The sequence below is a fragment of the Candidatus Cloacimonas acidaminovorans str. Evry genome (assembly GCF_000146065.2).
GTDB lineage: Bacteria > Cloacimonadota > Cloacimonadia > Cloacimonadales > Cloacimonadaceae > Cloacimonas > Cloacimonas acidaminivorans.
In genome coordinates this window covers 1,257,375-1,275,881 of the sequence record NC_020449.1, presented here as the reverse complement: position 1 = coordinate 1,275,881, position 18,507 = coordinate 1,257,375, and the positions used below count along the sequence as shown (strand labels likewise).

The window sequence follows — 18,507 nt, the reverse complement described above, 5'->3', positions numbered from 1 at the left end:
CGGGTCTCCATTTTATTTTTCATTAGCAACTTTATTGCGAGAATTGAGGGGCTTAATATAGCCAAATTTGGGTTCTTGGGCGAGAGTTACAACTTCCGGAGTGATAATACAACTCTCTATATCAGAGCGATCTGGAATACTAAACATTATTTTCAGCATAAATTTTTCCATAATAGAACGCAAACCCCGGGCACCTGTTTTCTGCTTTATGGCGGTTCTTGCTATTTCTTTTAATGCTTCTTCTGAAAATTCCAGGCGGACTCCATCCATTTCAAAGAACTTTTGATATTGCTTGCAGATAGCATTTTTGGGCTTCACCAGAATGTCTATCAAGGCATCTTCGCTAAGTTCATGTAAAGTGCAAATAACCGGCATTCTACCAATAAGTTCAGGAATCAAGCCATATTTTAACAGGTCTTGAGGAGTTGTAAAATCAAAGATTGTGGACTCATCCTGTTTTTTACCCAATTCTACATCAAAACCAATGGATTTCTTATCCATCCTTTCTTTGATGATTTTTTCCAAACCGAAGAAAGCTCCTCCCGCAATAAACAGGATATTTTTGGTGTCCATCTCAATAAAATCCTGTTGTGGATGTTTGCGTCCACCTTTGGGAGGAACATTTACTTTTGTGCCTTCCAAAATTTTAAGTAACGCTTGTTGAACTCCTTCACCGCTAACATCACGCGTTATGGAAGGGGTTTCGGATTTACGGCTGATTTTATCAATTTCATCTATATAGACGATTCCGCGTTCAGCTCTGGCAACATCATAATTGGCATTTTGTAGTAAACGCACCAAGATGTTTTCTACATCTTCACCTACATAACCCGCTTCGGTTAAAGTTGTGGCATCGGAAATAGCGAAAGGAACCTGTAAAAACCTTGCCAGTGTTTGAGCAATAAGGGTTTTACCACTTCCTGTGGGACCAATCATCAAGATATTACTTTTTTCCAAATCCACATCATCTTCATATTTCTGTTTGAAAATGCGCTTGTAATGATTATAGACCGCTACAGAAATTATTTCCTTGGCACTGTCTTGACCGATTACATATTGATCAAGATATGCCTTTATTCTACTGGGAATAGGTGCTTCAAAATCCTCTTGTCTTATGTCTTCTTTACTGGAATCAATTATATTGTGGCACATTACAATACATTCATCACAAATGTTGCCCGCAATACCTCTAATCAAATTTTTTACTTCATGTTCGCCTCTTCCGCAAAAGGAACAGGTTAATGTTCTGTATTTATCCAAGGAATCCTCCTTTTTAATTTACTTTCTTTACTTCAAAATTTTATCCGCTTTCTGTAAATCATTTTTATCTGACCGCTTAAATTTAGTCAAGCTATTTTCGCACTGAAATCACTTCATCTATAATACCGTATTCCATTGCTTCTTCAGCACTCATAAAATAATTCCGTTCAGTATCTTCCATAATTTTTTCAATGCTCTGACCACTATGTTTATGTAGGATTTCATTCATCCTACCACGTAAATAGAGAATTTCTTTTGCCTGAATTTCAATATCGGTTGCTTGACCTTGCGCTCCTCCCATTGGTTGGTGAATCATAATTCTGCTATTTGGCAGAGCGCTTCTTTTTCCAGGAGCACCTGCTGCCAATAAAACAGCTGCCATACTTGCTGCCTGACCAATACAAATAGTACTTACGCGGGGTTTTATGTATTGCATTGTATCATAAATTGCAAGTCCTGCAGAAATAATTCCCCCGGGACTGTTTATATACATATAAATATCCCGTTCAGGATCTTCACCTTCTAAATGAAGTAATTGGGCAACAACAGTATTTGCCAAATTATCTTCTATTACTCCACCGACAAAGACAATTCTGTCCTTCAGCAAACGCGAATAAATGTCATAAGCACGTTCTGTTCTGCCTACTTGTTCTATAACTATAGGGACAAAACTCATTGTTCCTCCTTAATTGTTTCTATCTCGGATTCCGGATAGCTATTTTCCTCGGGTTCTTCTTTAATAACGAACTCACAGGTTTGAGCGATTTTTCTTAAGACAAAGTATCTTTGAGCGTCACGGGCAAAATTTTCAGAAGAAATATCATCTTTATATTTTTCTTTATATGCCTCGGAGCTCATATCTTTTACAATAGCCAAGTGGTTTATATATTCTTCTTTCATTTCGTCAGTAAGTTCAATAGGCATTAACCTTAATAGATTATTCGTAATATACAATGACAATAGAGCATAAGCAAAAGTAATATAGTAGCGCTCATAATAATACTGCATAAAATTATCATTTTTAATATCCTTAACTTGTTCTTCCGCAAGATAGGATAGAGTTTTTTTGGGGAGAGCAAACTCATTATCAGCAAAAAGCTTGGTTATAATAGCTTCGTTTTCTATATCTATGTTTGAATGTTCAATTTTCAATTTTAAATCATCACTGATTTTCGCTTTCATATCTTCCAGAGAATCAAATTCCATATCCTTGGCAAATTCATCATCCAGTTCCGGATATTCTATTCTGGAAATGCTATTCACCATCAATTCGCAATCGTATTCTGCATCATTATCCAAAGGAAGTTTATAATCCTGAGTAGAATTAATAATTTCTCTACCTGTTAATTTTACTTTAGTTTTATCGCCAATTTTTAGACCCAGTAGTTCCGGCAGCATATCCAGGTTATGTTTTGTTCCAGCAAAAAAACTGCCTGTTCTGGTAAATGTTTCATTATTATGTTGAAAAGTAATCTCTACATTTACATTATCTGTTTCCCTTGCTGTTTCAACATCAATTATCCGGCAATTTGATTTTTGTAATTCTTTAATAAAATTGTTTACTTCTTCTTCCAACAATATCGGTTTATAAGGAACAGTTAAACCTTCTATCTGTTTGAATTCAAGAACAGGTTCATGTTCAATCTCAATCTTGATTGTCATATCATTACCTTTTTCCCATTGAACATCTTTTACTTCCGGATAATGAAGATATTTTATCTCATTTTCTTTAACAACTTTACTGAAGACCTCATCTATATAATACTCATAAAAATAATTCCGGATTTTGTCTTCATACATTCGTTCTACAACATTCAGAGGCGCTTTACCTTTCCGGAAACCGGGAACGCTTATGTCCTGAGCTGACTTTTTCAAATATTTTTCGTATTCCTTATCAACTTCCTCGGAAGGAATTGTAAGATTAATTTCCTTTGTTACTGCATTTAATTGATTGAATTCTACTTGCACTTTATTCTCCTAATTTTATATCATCCAAAAACTGGTGCGAAAGAGGGGACTTGAACCCCTATGAGTTTAACCTCACTGGATCCTAAGTCCAGCGCGTCTGCCAATTCCGCCACTTTCGCATTTATTTTTCCTTAAATAAAACTAAAAATATTTACCTTGCCCTTCTGTCAAGTGCTATGTATTAGCACATACATCTGCAATGATCCAATGTTTCTCGTTTAGATATTACTTTATATTTTGTAAAAAAAGACCAGATTTCCTCAGCTAAAATAATATTTTTTGGTATCTGTATATTAGTATTACAGTAATTTTTCATAAGTTATATCCATCACCCGAAAAAAGTGGAAACGGCAATCTCAAATATCATATTACTCACTGTTAATAATGCAATTAGCATCATATTTTGTCTTCTCTGAGCTGTAAGGCATAATTGCTTGTTGTATAGATAATTAAGTAACAACTCCGTAACACTGAAGTAACACTGCCGTAATTCCGTTACGGAGTTGTTACTTGGTTGTTACTTGATTATTAGAGGAAAATAAAAATATATAAAAGGTAAAGCATCAAGGCAGGACTACCTAACTAACTGAAGGGATAAATGTTAAACTTTTAATGGTGCATTATCTATTAACCGGGTTTTACCGATAAAAACAGCTAACATTATGCGCGTATTATCATCAGCTATAGCAACTTCCTGCAGCGTCTTTGGCTCTACAAAGCTGATATAGTCAATTTTACCACCGGAATTTATGATTAAATCTGCCGCCTGTTTTTTCAGCAAATTAGTGTCCCGTAAACCCTGTTTATACTTAGCTTGAGCTTGTTGAATTGCCCGATACAGACACAATGCCTGTTTGCGTTGTTCCGGATTGAGATATACATTGCGGCTGCTCATAGCCAATCCATCTTCTTCTCTGATAATGGGACAGGGAACTATTTGGGTTTCACAGTTCAGATCTTTCAGCATTGTTTGCAAAACTGTAACTTGCTGGAAATCTTTTTCTCCCATAAACATAAAGTTTGGTTTGATGATATTAATCAGCTTTAAAATGACTGTAGCTACCCCCCTAAAATGCCCTGGACGACTTGCTCCACAAAGAATTGAACTAAGACCTTCTACCTCTACCCAGGTTCTATAATCCTGAGGATACATCTGCTCAGGATTAGGACTGAAAACATAATCAACTTTATATTTACTAAGCAGTTCCAAATCACGCTGCATATCTCGCGGGTAACTCTCAAAATCCTCATTAGGTCCAAACTGCGAAGGATTTACAAAAATGGAAACAACCGTTATTTCACATTGCTTATTCGCTTCCGCTACCAATGAAAGATGCCCTTGATGAAAATAACCCATTGTAGGAACAAAACCGATTTTTTTTCCAGCACTCCAATTATTACCGATTTCTTGCATTGCTTGAATATTGTCAATTATCTGCATCAGAGAATACTCTCAATTTTATTATTGTCGTTTAACAATATTATACAGGGTTTGTGGTTTTCAATTTCTGTTTCATCCATAATCCCGTAATTCATAACGATCACTTTGTCTCCGACCTGAACTAAACGCGCTGCCGCTCCATTAATTCCGATAACTCCACTTCCGCGTTCTCCAACTATGATATAAGTAGAAAAACGATTCCCATTAGTGATGTCAAAAACATCAACCCGCTCAAATTCCCGCATTCCACTTTTCTCCAGTAGTTCTTCATCTATTTTGATGCTACCGTTATAATTCAGGTCGCATTCTGTTACGGTAGCACGATGCAACTTTGCTAAAAGGATTTGTCGTAACATTCATTTTCTCCTGCTTTTTTTGTCCTCATAATCAAAAGCTGTCCCTTTTGTCAATAAAATTTCCCTTTGGAAAACGCAGTAAAAAAATAATTTGCTTTTCTAAGGAACTGCATTATAATGTAATTAGATTAAGGTGAAGGGTGATTTTTCAGGTAGTTGAAAAAAAGCGGTTGACAAAAAAACTGTCTTTTTAAGGATGGCACAACCTGCTCTGCATTAGCGGGGCAAAGATGTTCTTTTATCCATTATATAGAGTGCGCAAGTGAGAAAGAAGCTCTTGTCAGTTTTTACAATCATTTTAGTAATGATGGAGAGTTTGATCCTGGCTCAGGACGAACGCTGGCGGCGTGGATTAGGCATGCAAGTCGAACGGTATAAACCTTTCGGGGTTTAGAGAGTGGCGAACGGGTGAGTAACACGTAGGTAATCTACCCTCAAAACGGGGACAACCCAGGGAAACTTGGGCTAATACCGGATGCGTGCAAGCAATGTTTTGGCTGTTAATGCTATTCACGGAAGTGAGTAGTGTTAATGGTTGAGAGCATTATTTGCATAAAAGGTGGCATTTGCTGCCGTTTGAGGATGAGCCTGCGTCCTATTAGTTAGTTGGTGAGGTAATGGCTTACCAAGGCGATGATAGGTAGGCGGCCTTAACGGGTGGTCGCCCACACTGGGATTGAGAGACGGCCCAGACTCCTACGGGAGGCAGCAGTCGAGAATAGTCTACAATGGACGGAAGTCTGATAGTGCGACGCCGCGTGAACGAAGAATCCCTTCGGGGTGTAAAGTTCTTTTATATGTGAGCAGTGCCCTTTATATTAATAGTATAGAGGGAGGGATTTAAGCGTATGAATAAGCAACGGCTAACTCCGTGCCAGCAGCCGCGGTAACACGGGGGTTGCAAGCGTTGTCCGGAATTACTAGGCGTAAAGTGCAGGTAGGCGGATAGATAAGTTTAAGGTTAAAGGCTACGGCTTACCCGTAGTAAGGCGTTAGATACTGTTTATCTGGAATGCGGTTGAGGGAGACAGAATTCCTGGTGTAGCGGTGGAATGCGCAGAGATCAGGAGGAATACCGAAGGCGAAGGCAGTCTTCTAAGCCGATATTGACGCTAAACTGCGAAGGTGTGGGGATCAAACAGGATTAGATACCCTGGTAGTCCACACAGTAAACGATAATCACTAGGTGTTGGGTTCGTATAGGACTCGGTGCCGGAGCTAACGCGATAAGTGATTCGCCTGGGGAGTACGATCGCAAGGTTGAAACTCAAAGGAATTGACGGGGGCCCGCACAAGCGGTGGAGCATGTGGTTTAATTCGACGCAACGCGAAGAACCTTACCCGGTCTTGACATCTGCAGAATTCTTCAGAGATGGAGGAGTGCCGGTTTGCCGGAGCTGCAAGACAGGTGCTGCATGGCTGTCGTCAGCTCGTGTCGTGAGATGTTGGGTTAAGTCCCGCAACGAGCGCAACCCCTGCTTTCAGTTGCCATCATTAAGTTGGGGACTCTGGAAGGACCGCTGCGGTAACAACGCAGAGGAAGATGGGGACGAGGTCAAGTCATCATGGTCCTTATGACCGGGGCTACACACGTGCTACAATGGTAGTTACAGAGGGGAGCGAAGCAGTGATGTGGAGCGAATCTCAGAAAAGCTACCCAAGTTCGGATTGAGGTCTGCAACTCGACCTCATGAAGCCGGAATCGCTAGTAATCGCGCAACATCATGGTGCGGTGAATACGTTCCCGGGCCTTGTACACACCGCCCGTCAAGTCAGCCGAGTGGAGTGCACCCGAAGGAGGTGAGCTAACCCGTGAGGGAAGCAGCTTTCGAAGGTGTGCTTTGCGAGGAGGACTAAGTCGTAACAAGGTAGCCGTACCGGAAGGTGCGGCTGGATCACCTCCTTTATAAGGTGTTATAACAGACAAGATGAACTTTCTCCTTGCCACTCTTTATTTAATTAACAGGGGAATTAGCTCAGATGGTAGAGCGCCGCTTTTGCAAGGCGGAGGCCGTCGGTTCGAATCCGTCATTCTCCACCAGCTGAATATAAATTTTATTATAAATTTAGATGATAATTCAGTTCTTTTAGAAGTTATATAGTGTGTATCCGTGAGTGAGAGAGTAATAAGACACAGAGGATAAATTATATGGTGAAAGCAAAAAGGGCACAAGGTGGATGCCTAAGCACCAAATGGCGAAGAAGGACGTGGCGAACTGCGAAAAGCCTCGGTGAGCTGTAAGCGAGCTTAGACCCGGGGATATCCGAATGGGGCAACCTGGCAGGTGGAAGACCTGTCATTCCGTAAGGAAGGCGAACGGCGTGAACTGAAACATCTTAGTAGCGCCAGGAAGAGAAAATAAGAATGATTCCCTCAGTAGTGGCGAACGAACGGGGAAGATGCCTAAACCGGTCTTAAGGCCGGGGTAGAGGGACAGCGTTGTCTGGATATTACTTATAGACGAACCGATCTGGAAAGGTCGACCGGAGGGGGTGACAGTCCCGTAGTTGAAATAGGTAATATTTGGTAGCTGGATCCCGAGTAGCCCGGGGCACGAGAAATCCTGGGTGAATCTGCGAGGACCATCTCGTAAGGCAAAATACATTTGGTGACTGATAGCGTAGCAGTACCGTGAGGGAAAGGTGAAAAGCACCCCGGGAGGGGAGTGAAATAGAACCTGAAACCTTGTGCTTACAAGCGGTCAGAGCAGGCGTCAACTATTGGAAGTTGGGAGGTGACTTCTCAGCTATTAACTTTCAATAGTTGACGCCTGTGATGGCGTGCCTTTTGCATAATGAGCCAACGAGTTAATGTCATAAGCGAGGTTAAGTATTAGAGGTATGTAGCCGTAGCGAAAGCGAGTCCGAAGAGGGCGTATAAGTTTATGGTATTAGACCCGAAACCAGGTGATCTACCTATGGTCAGGTTGAAAGTTGGGTAAAACCAACTGGAGGACCGCACCAACCGTCGTTGAAAAGGCGGTGGAGGAACTGTGGGTAGGGGTGAAAGGCCAAACAAACCTGGAGATAGCTGGTTCTCTCCGAAACATATTTAGGTATGGCCTCAGTGGAGATTATTGGAGGTAGAGCACTGAATGGGCTAGGGGGCTTACACGCTTACTGAACCCAATCAAACTCCGAATGCCAATAATTGCTCACTGGGAGACAGGGCGCGGGCGATAAGGTTCGCGTGCGAGAGGGGAACAACCCAGACTGTCAGCTAAGGCCCCGAAATAGATACTTAGTGCGTAAGGATGTTCAATTGCCCAGACAGCCAGGATCTTGGCTTAGAAGCAGCCATGATTTAAAGAGTGCGTAACAGCTCACTGGTCGAGTGGTAGGGCACCGAAGATAATCGGGACTGAAGTATCTTGCCGAAGCTGCGGACTTGCATATATATGTGAGTGGTAGGAGAGCATTGTGTTTGCGCAGAAGGTGTATTGTGAGATATGCTGGAGCGGTCACAAGAGACCATGTTGGCATGAGTAACGATAATGCGGGTGAGAAACCCGCACACCATAAGCCCAAGGATTCCTGAGTAAAGTTAATCTGCTCAGGGTTAGTCGGTCCCTAAGGTATAGCGATAAGGCGAAGCTGATGGGAATCAGGTTAATAATCCTGAACCTGAGTATTGAGTGAAGGAGTGACGCGACGGTGCTGCAAGGACAGCTGTTGGAATAGCTGTTGAATGCAGGTAGGAAGTGGGGCAGGTAAATCCGTTCCACAAATATTCCGAGATGCAGGACGAGGCGTAAGCCGTAAAGCTTGTTTAGAGACGTTGCCGAGAAATAGCTTCTAGCGTTAATCAATATTCAGACCGTACCGCAAACCGACACAGGTGGGCGAGGAGAGTATCCTAAGGTGTTCGAGTGAACTCTGGTTAAGGAACTAGGCAAAATTACCCCGTAACTTCGGGAGAAGGGGTGCCCCGTTATCGTGATTAGTCAGCGCTATGAGCGAGAGGGGGCCGCAGTGAATAGGCCCAAGCGACTGTTTATCAAAAACACAGGTCTATGCGAAGGCGAAAGCCACGGTATATAGACTGACACCTGCCCGGTGCCGGAAGGTTAAGTGGAGAGGTTAGCCTGCACTAATTTTATCATCGTGAAGGGTGAAAAGTGACAAGTGAAGTGTGAAGAATGTAAAATTTACAATGTATAATGAATGAGAGAAGATGGTGAAATTAGTGCAGGCGAAGCTTCGAAATGAAGCCCCGGTAAACGGCGGCCGTAACTATAACGGTCCTAAGGTAGCGAAATTCCTTGTCGGGTAAGTTCCGACCTGCACGAATGGTGTAACGATTTGGGCGCTGTCTCAACCAGGGACTCGGTGAAATTGAAGTAGCGGTGAAGATGCCGCTTACCCGCGAACGGACGGAAAGACCCCGTGAACCTTTACTGTAGCTTGGCATTGTAAATTGGTGCAGTATGTGTAGGATAGGTGGGAGGCTATGAGGCATGCACGCCAGTGTGCGCGGAGCCAGCGTTGAAATACCACCCTTATTGTATTGATTTACTAACGATAGAGCAGCTATTGGACATTGCCAGGTGGGCAGTTTGACTGGGGCGGTCGCCTCCGAAAGAGTAACGGAGGCTTACCAAGGTTCCCTCCGGCTGGTTGGTAATCAGCCATAGAGCGCAAAGGTATAAGGGAGCTTAACTGCGAGACCGACGGGTCGAGCAGGTGGGAAACCAGGTCTTAGTGATCCGGCGGTTCTGAATGGAAGGGCCGTTGCTCAAAGGATAAAAGGTACTCCGGGGATAACAGGCTGATACCGCCCAAGAGTTCATATCGACGGCGGTGTTTGGCACCTCGATGTCGGCTCAACTCATCCTGGGGCTGAAGAAGGTCCCAAGGGTTCGGCTGTTCGCCGATTAAAGAGTTACGCGAGCTGGGTTCAGAACGTCGTGAGACAGTTCGGTCCCTATCCTTCGTGGGCGTAGGAAATTTGAGGAGCACTGCATTTAGTACGAGAGGACCGGTGTGGACGAACCTCTGGTGTACCGGTTGTGATGCCAATTGCATTGCCGGGTAGCCAAGTTCGGTTAGGATAACCGCTGAAAGCATCTAAGCGGGAAGCCAGCTCCGAGATAAGATTTCCCCATAGAGAGGTTGGAGACGACAACCTTGATAGGTTACAGGTGTAAGCGCAGTAATGCGTTGAGCCGAGTAATACTAATAACTCAATTGGCTTTCACCTTTTATTTTACTCTTTGTGCCTGATATCTCTCCTCACGGAATACTATTGCTAACGACCTTTTTACTTTTAGACCTTTTCCGCCGTTAGCGATGGTGGTTATAGCAGCAAGGGTACACCTGTTCCCATTCCGAACACAGCAGTTAAGCTTGTCTGCGCCGATGGTACTGCACGGGCAACTGTGTGGAAGAGTAGGTCGCCGCCATCGCTAACGGCGAATTTTTTGGGGTCGAGGGATCAAGAGATCAAGAGGCTTGGAGGCAATAAAAATATTAGGGTTTGCATGCATAAGATAATCGCGTTATTTTATAAACAGGTAAAGAAATATATACAGGTAATCAGATAAACAATGGTAATAGAAGTAAGAGAGAACAAGCGGACATAAAAAAGAACTAAAGAGAGTAAAGAACTAAGTTAAAGTAAAGGAATAAGGAGAGGGATGGAATAATTCGTGCATAAAATAACATATATAAATAAATAATATATATCCGGGAGGATAAATGAGATTAAATCGGAATCAATTAGCGAGAAAAATTATGCTCGTTGCAGGATTATGCCTGGTCACTATTATTATGTGGGCTAAAGTAGTAGAGCCGGATAATGCTTTGCTGGCTGCAAAATATTACCTTCAAGAAGCGGGACTAAAAAGTCCGATTTATGCAGGTAATGCCGAACTATTTGTTTATAGTTCGGGGAAGCTATTGCCTTTGGAGTTCAATAAAGCGGTAGAATTTGAGCCAACACTCTATTTTATTAATTATGCAAACGGTAATTATGCAATTGTGTCAGCTGAGGATAATTTCTATCCCGTTTTGGCATATTCAGATGAAGGGTTAACCGATATCAATAACCTACCACCTGCTTTCTATTACTGGTTGGAAAATTATTCAGCTCAAATTGAACAAATTAGAGAAGCGAAAATTGCATATCCGGAAAATGTTCAACTGTGGCAGAGTTTAATTGAAGGTTCTTATAGGAATGCTTTTAGAACAGAGCGTTCTGTAGGACCTTTATTGACGACGCTTTGGGATCAGGGATGGCCCTATAATGCGCTTTGTCCTGTAGATTCTCAAGGTTCTGGAGGTCATGTTTATGCAGGTTGTGTAGCTACAGCAATGGGTATGGTTATGAAATATTGGAATCATCCCCAAACCGGAGTAGGTAGTGATAGTTACTATTGTCCCGGTTATGGCTATCAAAGTGCTAATTTCGAAAACACTACTTACCTTTGGGATCAAATGTATGATACAGCAGGAGCGACACCAGCTGAATATTTGCCGATTGCGACATTATTATATCATTGTGGTGTTGCTGTTCATATGGGTTATTCTATTGATGGTTCAGGAGCTCAAAGTACAGATGCGGCTTTGGCATTTGTAGAACATTTCCGTTATCCTAATGCACAATATGTAATGAAAAACAGTTATACGGATGCCAATTGGAATAATTTATTAACTTCTCAAGTTGATAATGGCATTCCTGTTTATTATAGTGGTTATGATCCCGTAGAAGGGGGTCATGCTTTTGTAATGGATGGTTACGATACTGCTAATCATTTCCACTTCAATTTTGGCTGGAGTGGTTCAGGTAATGGTTATTTTTATACCAGCAATCCAGGTGGCTTTACTAACAATCAGAGTGCTATTATCAATATTATTCCGGAGAACTACAGCATTTCCGCTGTTCCGGTAAAACTTATAGCGCATGATACAACTGCAGGTGATAATTTTACGGTTACCGTTAAAACGAATCCCATTCTGGGTAGTTGGAATGTAACTCATTACGATTTTGTGTTATATTATGACAGTGAATTTATTGATTATATAGGTTATTCCACCACGGGAACTATTTCTGAAAATGGAACTATTACCGTAGTTGAAAATCCTTCCGGAATTATAAGCGTAGATTGGAATAATACGGCTCATATCTGCGGTGGTGGAGTATTAATTAACTTTACATTTAGAACCAGAGATATGGGAGATTTTCTGTTTGATATAACGAGTATGCATTATAATACTACTCCGGTTTCTAATGTAAGCTATGTGATGATTCATTCTTCTGCTCCTGTAGACAACATAGCTGAGAGCCGAATTGTGCTTACCAATATTATGAATCTGACTTATAATTCAATTGGTACTACACAGATGAATACTACTTATTTGCTTCCTTCCTGGAATATTACTCATTTCCAATATCATCTTAACTATAATCCTGCCAAAATAGCATATAACGACATCATAACAGAAGGAATGATAAGTGCAAATTGTGAAGTTAATGTTGATTCATCCAATCCAGGTGTTTTAAATATTACAGGTAATTCAACTGTTCCTCTAATTGGAGCCGGAGCTCTAATGAAAATTAGATTCAAAGCTATAGGTAATACAGGTTCTATATCCGTCACTCAGATTTCTATTAGTGATTTCTTTTATAATAATGTAGCAATTTCAGATGTTGGAACTGCCAATGTGGTCCTTTCAGCTTATACGGCTAATGAAGATGAAATTGTTGCTGTGCCCGAACCGAAACTGGAAATCTATCCTAATCCCTTTCAGGATAATGCAATGCTAAAATTTACAGGAACCAACAAAGCTCCTGTTAGAATTCACATTTACAATATTAAAGGTCAATTAGTAAAGGAATTGCTGATAAGCGATCCGTTGAATTCTCAGATCAGTTGGAATAGAAGTGATGTAAAGGGAAAAACTGTAGCGGATGGAATTTATTTCCTGCATTGGCAGCAGGGAGAACAAAGCGGTATTAATAAAGTATTAGTAATCAAGTAAGATAAAAGCGTAATTCAGTAAAAAAAGATTTGATGACTCCTGATTAGCAAAATATCAGGAGTCATCTTTATAGAGAAGAAGAGTTTCAATCCTTTGGTGAAGAAAATGTGTAGTCGGAGCAAACTTTCTTAACACCTAAAGGGAATAGAGATAGACAATTTATCCAAAAAAAGGCAGGAAAAATCATCAGACAAGAAGTTTGAAATTTAAATAGATAAGGCAATTTCTGCCGTTTTTACGGAATTGTTCTGCCATTTATGATTAGGGATAAAGTATTATACAGTTCAATATTAAAAATGCAGTTACTTTATCAGAACTTGTTTGGATTCCTGCTTGCGTAGGGATGACAAAAGAAATTTCATTCAAAAAATGATCTCACTTTTCTCTTTTTCTCTTTTTCTCTTTTTCTCTTTGTGGAAATAATCCTCTCACCATCTCACTTTTCTCTTTTTCTCTTTGTGAAAATAATCCTCTCACCATCTCACTTTTCTCTTTTTCTCTTTTTCTCTTTGTGAAAAAAAAGTATCCTTTTCGTTTTTTGCCAGGAAATCCCGTATTTCTCTTTCTGCAGTTGCAAAATCCTCTTTACTTTTCACCCAGATAGGATCGGAGTAGATCATAGTTAGCTTGGCAAAAGGTTTGGGAAACCGAAATCTGTCCCAGGAATTGAACTGCCATTCTTTATCGGCATTTACAGCTACTGCTACAATAGGAATTTTTGCCAGGTAAGCAATTTGAAAAATACCTGGATGGCAGGTGTAGCAAGGTCCTTTAGGCCCATCGGGAGTAATGGCGAGGGATATTTTTTGGGATATTTTTATCATTTCTCTCATTGCCGAAGAACCCTTAAAAGAACTTGAGCCCCGAACAGGAATATATCCAAGTTCCCATAAAGGTCCGGCAATTAATTCTCCATCCTTGGAAGAAGAAACCATAACGGCTGCACCGTGATAAACTCTTTGGAGAGTCATCATCAAAAGATTTCTATGCCAGAACATATAGATGCAGCGTATGTTATCGGAGGATTCTTGATTTATTACTTTGAATTTCAGTGTTTTCCGCAAAAGTAACAGAAACCAGGCACCCAGTTTCCGTTCCAGATAAAAAAGAACTTTAGCCATAGGTATCAAGTAAATAACGGACTATTTTGGGCATTTCCTGAGAGGGATGTTTATCACTTAACATTGCTCTCAGTTTAAATAGCTCCTTCCGGATTTGGGCATTCTTTTCAGGATCGCTTAAGATTTGCATTCCAGCTTTATAAATATTATCTGGTTTCATTTCTCCCTGAATCAGTTCCGGCAGGAGGTCTGCATCCAAAACGATATTGGGTAAACCGATATGTTTAATTCTAACAAATATCCGACCTATCAGATAGGATAAATAAGAACCCTTGTAACATATTACCAGAGGAGTTCCAATATAGGCAGCTTCCAAAGTTACTGTGCCTGAAGTGCAGATCAGCAGTTCACAATATTTCATCATTTCATAGTTATAACCATCAATGATCTTGATATTCTTTTGTCCTTCTATCAGATGCATATAAAGTTGATGATTAACGCTATGTGACTTGGAAAATAGCATTTGATATTCAGTTTGGTTCCACTTTTGTGCTGTCTGTAAAAAGACCGGGAGCATTTTGGTTATTTCATTATTTCGGCTTCCCGGGAAAAAACCAATCCATTTTTTATTAGGATCAAGACCAAAAAAACGGGCAAAAGACCCACGATCAAGCTCAAAAGTAATTTCTTCCGCTATAGGGTGACCTACATAACTGCAATTTATATTATGTATTTTCAGTAATTCCTCTTCAAAAGGAAGAATGCAAGCTACATAACGCACAGAGTCCTTTAGCTGATATACTCTTTTATGTTTCCAAGCCCAAAATTGAGGACAAATAAAATATAGCACAGGAATACGCATTTCATCTGCCATTTTAGCAATTCTTAAATTCAAACCCGGATAATCAACAAGAATAGCAAGGTCAAATTTCTCTGTAGAAAACAGTTTGCCTAATTTACGCTGGACTTTCAAGAAAAAGAACAAATGTTTCACTACTTCTACAAAACCCATCACAGCAAATTTTTCAAATGGAAAGAGGGTTTTCAAACCCTGCCTTTGCATTCTGGGTCCACCAATTCCAATATGGGTTAAATTACCAAATTTATCGTTTAATGCTTTCATTACCAGTTCGGAATGCAAATCAGCAGAACTTTCACCCACCAGCCAAAATATTTTATACCTTTCTTTGCGTATCATAAAGCTAAAGTTCCCATCAAGGATAAAATAGTTACAATAATAGCTGCCATAATTACCCCTAAAAATATAAAAAACATTGAACGCCAAAATCTTAAACCAAATATATTAGCAGCTAAAGCACCTGTCCAACCCCCAGTTCCTGGAAGAGGAATGCCAACAAAAATAGCTAAACCAATTTCCTCGTATTTTTCTATGGACTTACCTTTGCGTCTTGTTCTGGTAAAAAGCCATTCAGTAAATTTACGACCTGGTTTCACTTTACTTATTAAGCCAAAAAACCAATCAATCAGCAACAATAGGAAAGGGACTGGAATCATATTGCCAATAATGGAGAGAACTGCCGCTTCCAGCCAGGGAATATTAAATAAAAAAATTGCTACAGGTATACTTCCCCGCAGTTCTATAACTGGAATCATTGAAATTATCACCACAATGAGTTCGGGTGCAACACCTTTTGCTTTCAACCAGGCAACGGTCTTATCTGCAGTAGTATTACAAAAAAGCGGCTGGGACAAAATTACTATCAACAGAATAAGCAGTATCTTTTTTAGCCGGTTATCCAACTTCACTCCCTTTATAACATTATCATAATTCCATTTATCAAAAACCCGTATTTTGTCAATAATTTGTATAGACGGATGGTTGATGTTCTCGTCAACCAATGATTAGAAAACGAATGAGAACATAGTTCTGCCGATATTAAAGTCAGGAGTCATATACGCCTTGATATTTTTTATTTGGGAGATAGCTTTTGCAGCGTATATGACTAATGACGACACAGTTACTCATTATTAAAATATTCTGTTCATTTCGGAATTATTAGATAAAATATCGGGGAGACATTGCTGTCACGAGTCCTCATTGTTAAAATAATGAGGGTATTGTGTAAAAGTTATTTCTGCAGTGACGACTCCTAAAAGTTCGGGTAAAAATAGCTCTCAATACATATATTTCAACCTTTTGTTGCTTGAACCTTAAATATATTCATTTTTCACTTGACAATCCATCAATAATATTTATATTATCTTTAAGAATATTGAAGGAGATGAAGATGAATTTATCCAACTGTCCCATCTGTAAAGGAGAATTGAAAATCAGGGTATTGCACTGCCCGCATTGTGAAATTAGTTTTCAAGGCGACTTTGAAAATAACTGGCTGGCAGAATTAGACGCCGGTCAATTAGAGTTTATTCGTTTATTTTTATTAGTGCAAGGTAATTTGAAAGAGCTGCAAAATCAGCTGGGAATATCTTATCCTACAGTAAAAAACCGTTTAGCAGAAATTATCGGGATCATAACTAAAAAAGAACCGGTTACGGATACGGTTATTGATGTTTTATCCGATTTGGAAGAAGGTTTTATCAATGTAGATGAGGCAGTATCTATGATTGAACAAAGGAGGAAAAAATGAAAAAGTTCAATGTAGAAAAAAAATGGGTTTTTGAACCCTTGAACAAAGTTGTGATTGAGAATCACTTGGCAAAATTATTTATCCATACCGGTGAGGGAAGAGAAGTATACATGGAAGGAGAAGTTAACTTCAAAAACCCTCAAAATGATTTTATGATGGATGATTATATTTTATCCGAATATCGGGATGGTGTCTTAAAGCTCATTTTGCAAGAAATTGCATCCGAAGATGTTAAAAATGTCGTTATTACCATCACAATTCCGGAGGATGTCTTTCTGGATTTGGAAAGTGAAAACGATCCTGTTAATATGGATAATCTGAAAATCGGCATCAAGGTTTTAAGCGAAAATGGTCCTGTCTCCGTTCAAAACTGTCAGGGCGATATACATCTGGAAAATGAAAATGGTATGATTCGCTTAAATAATTGTCAGGGTAATATTTTTGCCCGATTAGAAAACGGTCCTTTATCAGCTGCTAATATAAGTGGCAATACATTACATCTGGAAGGTGAAAACGGACCTCTGAAAATTCGTCTTTCTACTTATCCTAATGTAGAAATTTCTTCCGAAAACGGATCTGTCTATTTTGAAACAACTCCTGTGGAAGAAGGTGACTTCCTACTAAAATCCCAAAACGGTTCTATCAATCTAATCCTTCCTAACGATTTTGATTTCGCTTTGGAAGCAAAAACTCAATTCGGCAGGATAAAGAGCACACTTGATTTGCCTGTTACAGTTGAAAATGATGCTTATGTTATTATCAACGGAGATGGAGCTACCAAAATTAAAGCGATTACCGAAAACGGAATCATTAAAATCAACTCGGATACTCATCTTAATCTGGATTTCGTGAAAAATAAATTTGAGCAGATTAGAATTGCTTTGCTTAATGTAAACACGGAAGAAGAAAAACAAAAAGTAGTGGATATGGTTAATAAAGTGGCTGATTATATAAATCGCATTGCCTCCTCTTTTAAGGAAGATATAATTAAAGAGAAAATAACCTCTGCTACCAGCAAATTAAAGGATTTGGTAGTGAACTTTGATTTTCGCGAAACTAACGATAAGGTAATTAAAAGCGTAGAAGATATCGGTTCCCAGATTCAAGATGCCTTTAAAGAAGGTATTAAAAATATCAAAGAAAGTGTGGATGACCTCAAAAAACATCGCTTCCATACCGAATCAGTAGCTGCTTATGTTAAAAAAATTCTGGATTCACCCCAAATTAAACCTTATTTGGGAGGTGAACACAAGAAAAAAGAAAAAGAGAATATTGCAGACCGCAGCCGCATAAAAATCTTGGAAATGCTGGAAGCAGGAAAAATCACTGCTGAAGAAGCTGAACGACTGTTAAAAGCTATTGGGAAAGAGTGAAAAAAACCGAGAGTACGATAAATAGATAAATAGAGAGGTCACGAAGTTAAGAGGTCAAGAAGTCAAGAGAAAATGTCTGCTGTGACTTAAAACCGGTTTTCTTTAACCAAAACAAGCTTTTTACTCCAGCAGTATATTTTTCACCTGCCTTCGCTTTACATCGTCAGCCCAAAGACCGGTTTTGAGTTACAGCGGTAACAGCAGGAAAAAAGAACAACGGTTTAGTGACTTAAAACCGGTTTTCTTTAACCAAAAAAAGCTTTTCACGCCAGCAGTATATTTTTCACCTGCCCTCGCTTTACATCGTCAGCCCAAAGACCGGTTTTGAGTTACAGCAGTAACAGCAGGAAAAAAACTATGACAGTTACAGCAGGAAGAAAGAACTACAGCAAATAAAGTTCTTGACTATTTTGTAGCGGCTATAAAGAGTATGTTTTATTACTGTTCATCTAAAATAGG

Annotated in this window: 11 protein-coding genes, 2 tRNA genes and 3 rRNA genes; 7 read left to right on the top strand and 9 right to left on the bottom strand. The window is 39.8% G+C overall.

What is annotated here, in order from left to right; genetic code table 11:
• Nucleotides 1–12: 12 nt before the first annotated feature.
• The 6 genes from clpX to panD form a co-directional block, all read right to left on the bottom strand.
• Entirely contained in the window at nucleotides 13–1,260 is a 1,248-nt protein-coding gene (clpX, locus tag CLOAM_RS05140; protein ID WP_015424807.1) for an ATP-dependent Clp protease ATP-binding subunit ClpX, read from the bottom strand.
• A gap of 91 nt (nucleotides 1,261–1,351) precedes the next feature.
• A complete protein-coding gene (gene clpP, locus CLOAM_RS05135) occupies nucleotides 1,352–1,936 on the bottom strand; it encodes an ATP-dependent Clp endopeptidase proteolytic subunit ClpP (RefSeq protein WP_015424806.1) in 585 nt (194 codons plus the stop codon).
• Nucleotides 1,933–3,228 carry a trigger factor gene (locus tag CLOAM_RS05130; protein ID WP_015424805.1) on the bottom strand — a complete coding sequence of 432 codons (1,296 nt, stop codon included), beginning with the start codon at nucleotides 3,226–3,228 and terminating at the stop codon, nucleotides 1,933–1,935. Before CLOAM_RS05130 ends, clpP begins: the two co-directional genes overlap by 4 nt.
• 32 nt (nucleotides 3,229–3,260) lie before the next feature.
• Nucleotides 3,261–3,347: transfer RNA gene (locus CLOAM_RS05125), tRNA-Leu, on the bottom strand.
• Nucleotides 3,348–3,829: 482 nt separating this feature from the next.
• Entirely contained in the window at nucleotides 3,830–4,669 is an 840-nt protein-coding gene (gene panC, locus CLOAM_RS05120; protein WP_015424803.1) for a pantoate--beta-alanine ligase, read from the bottom strand.
• Complete coding sequence (gene panD / locus CLOAM_RS05115; protein ID WP_015424802.1) at nucleotides 4,669–5,025, bottom strand: aspartate 1-decarboxylase; 357 nt, start codon at nucleotides 5,023–5,025, stop codon at nucleotides 4,669–4,671. The genes panC and panD overlap by 1 nt, the downstream gene beginning before the upstream one ends.
• A gap of 304 nt (nucleotides 5,026–5,329) precedes the next feature.
• On the opposite strand from panD, the gene CLOAM_RS05110 reads away from it, so the two are divergent.
• The 5 genes from CLOAM_RS05110 to CLOAM_RS05090 all read left to right on the top strand — a co-directional run bounded on the left by CLOAM_RS05110 (nucleotide 5,330) and on the right by CLOAM_RS05090 (nucleotide 13,005).
• Nucleotides 5,330–6,931, top strand: a 16S ribosomal RNA gene (locus CLOAM_RS05110).
• Nucleotides 6,932–6,990: 59 nt separating this feature from the next.
• A tRNA-Ala gene (locus tag CLOAM_RS05105) sits at nucleotides 6,991–7,066 on the top strand.
• A gap of 110 nt (nucleotides 7,067–7,176) precedes the next feature.
• Nucleotides 7,177–10,226, top strand: a 23S ribosomal RNA gene (locus tag CLOAM_RS05100).
• A gap of 87 nt (nucleotides 10,227–10,313) precedes the next feature.
• Nucleotides 10,314–10,430, top strand: a 5S ribosomal RNA gene (rrf, locus tag CLOAM_RS05095).
• Together the 16S, 23S and 5S rRNA genes with 1 tRNA gene alongside form the textbook arrangement of a ribosomal RNA operon.
• A 292-nt stretch (nucleotides 10,431–10,722) precedes the next feature.
• Nucleotides 10,723–13,005 carry a C10 family peptidase gene (locus CLOAM_RS05090; RefSeq protein WP_015424801.1) on the top strand — a complete coding sequence of 761 codons (2,283 nt, stop codon included), beginning with the start codon at nucleotides 10,723–10,725 and terminating at the stop codon, nucleotides 13,003–13,005.
• A gap of 473 nt (nucleotides 13,006–13,478) precedes the next feature.
• Here the strand turns inward: CLOAM_RS05090 and CLOAM_RS05085 are convergent, their stop codons facing one another.
• From CLOAM_RS05085 to CLOAM_RS05075, 3 genes are read right to left on the bottom strand one after another with little or no spacing between them, the layout of a single operon-like run.
• The gene (locus CLOAM_RS05085) at nucleotides 13,479–14,126 is read right to left on the bottom strand and encodes a lysophospholipid acyltransferase family protein (RefSeq protein ID WP_044278965.1); all 648 of its coding nucleotides are present in this window, start codon (nucleotides 14,124–14,126) and stop codon (nucleotides 13,479–13,481) included.
• Nucleotides 14,119–15,264: a lipid-A-disaccharide synthase gene (gene lpxB / locus CLOAM_RS05080; protein ID WP_044278963.1), complete on the bottom strand. Its 1,146-nt coding sequence runs from the start codon at nucleotides 15,262–15,264 to the stop codon at nucleotides 14,119–14,121. Before lpxB ends, CLOAM_RS05085 begins: the two co-directional genes overlap by 8 nt.
• Nucleotides 15,261–15,833, bottom strand: coding sequence for a COG2426 family protein (locus CLOAM_RS05075; RefSeq protein WP_232502655.1), 573 nt, complete (start codon nucleotides 15,831–15,833; stop codon nucleotides 15,261–15,263). Before CLOAM_RS05075 ends, lpxB begins: the two co-directional genes overlap by 4 nt.
• Nucleotides 15,834–16,315: 482 nt before the next feature.
• Between CLOAM_RS05075 and CLOAM_RS05070 the strand changes: the two genes are divergently transcribed.
• Nucleotides 16,316–16,675, top strand: a complete 360-nt coding sequence (locus CLOAM_RS05070; RefSeq protein WP_044278959.1) for a DUF2089 domain-containing protein — start codon at nucleotides 16,316–16,318, stop codon at nucleotides 16,673–16,675.
• Nucleotides 16,672–18,048 (top strand): DUF4097 family beta strand repeat-containing protein, encoded by a 1,377-nt coding sequence (locus CLOAM_RS05065; RefSeq protein WP_015424796.1) that lies wholly within the window; start codon nucleotides 16,672–16,674, stop codon nucleotides 18,046–18,048. Before CLOAM_RS05070 ends, CLOAM_RS05065 begins: the two co-directional genes overlap by 4 nt.
• Nucleotides 18,049–18,507 lie beyond the last annotated feature (459 nt).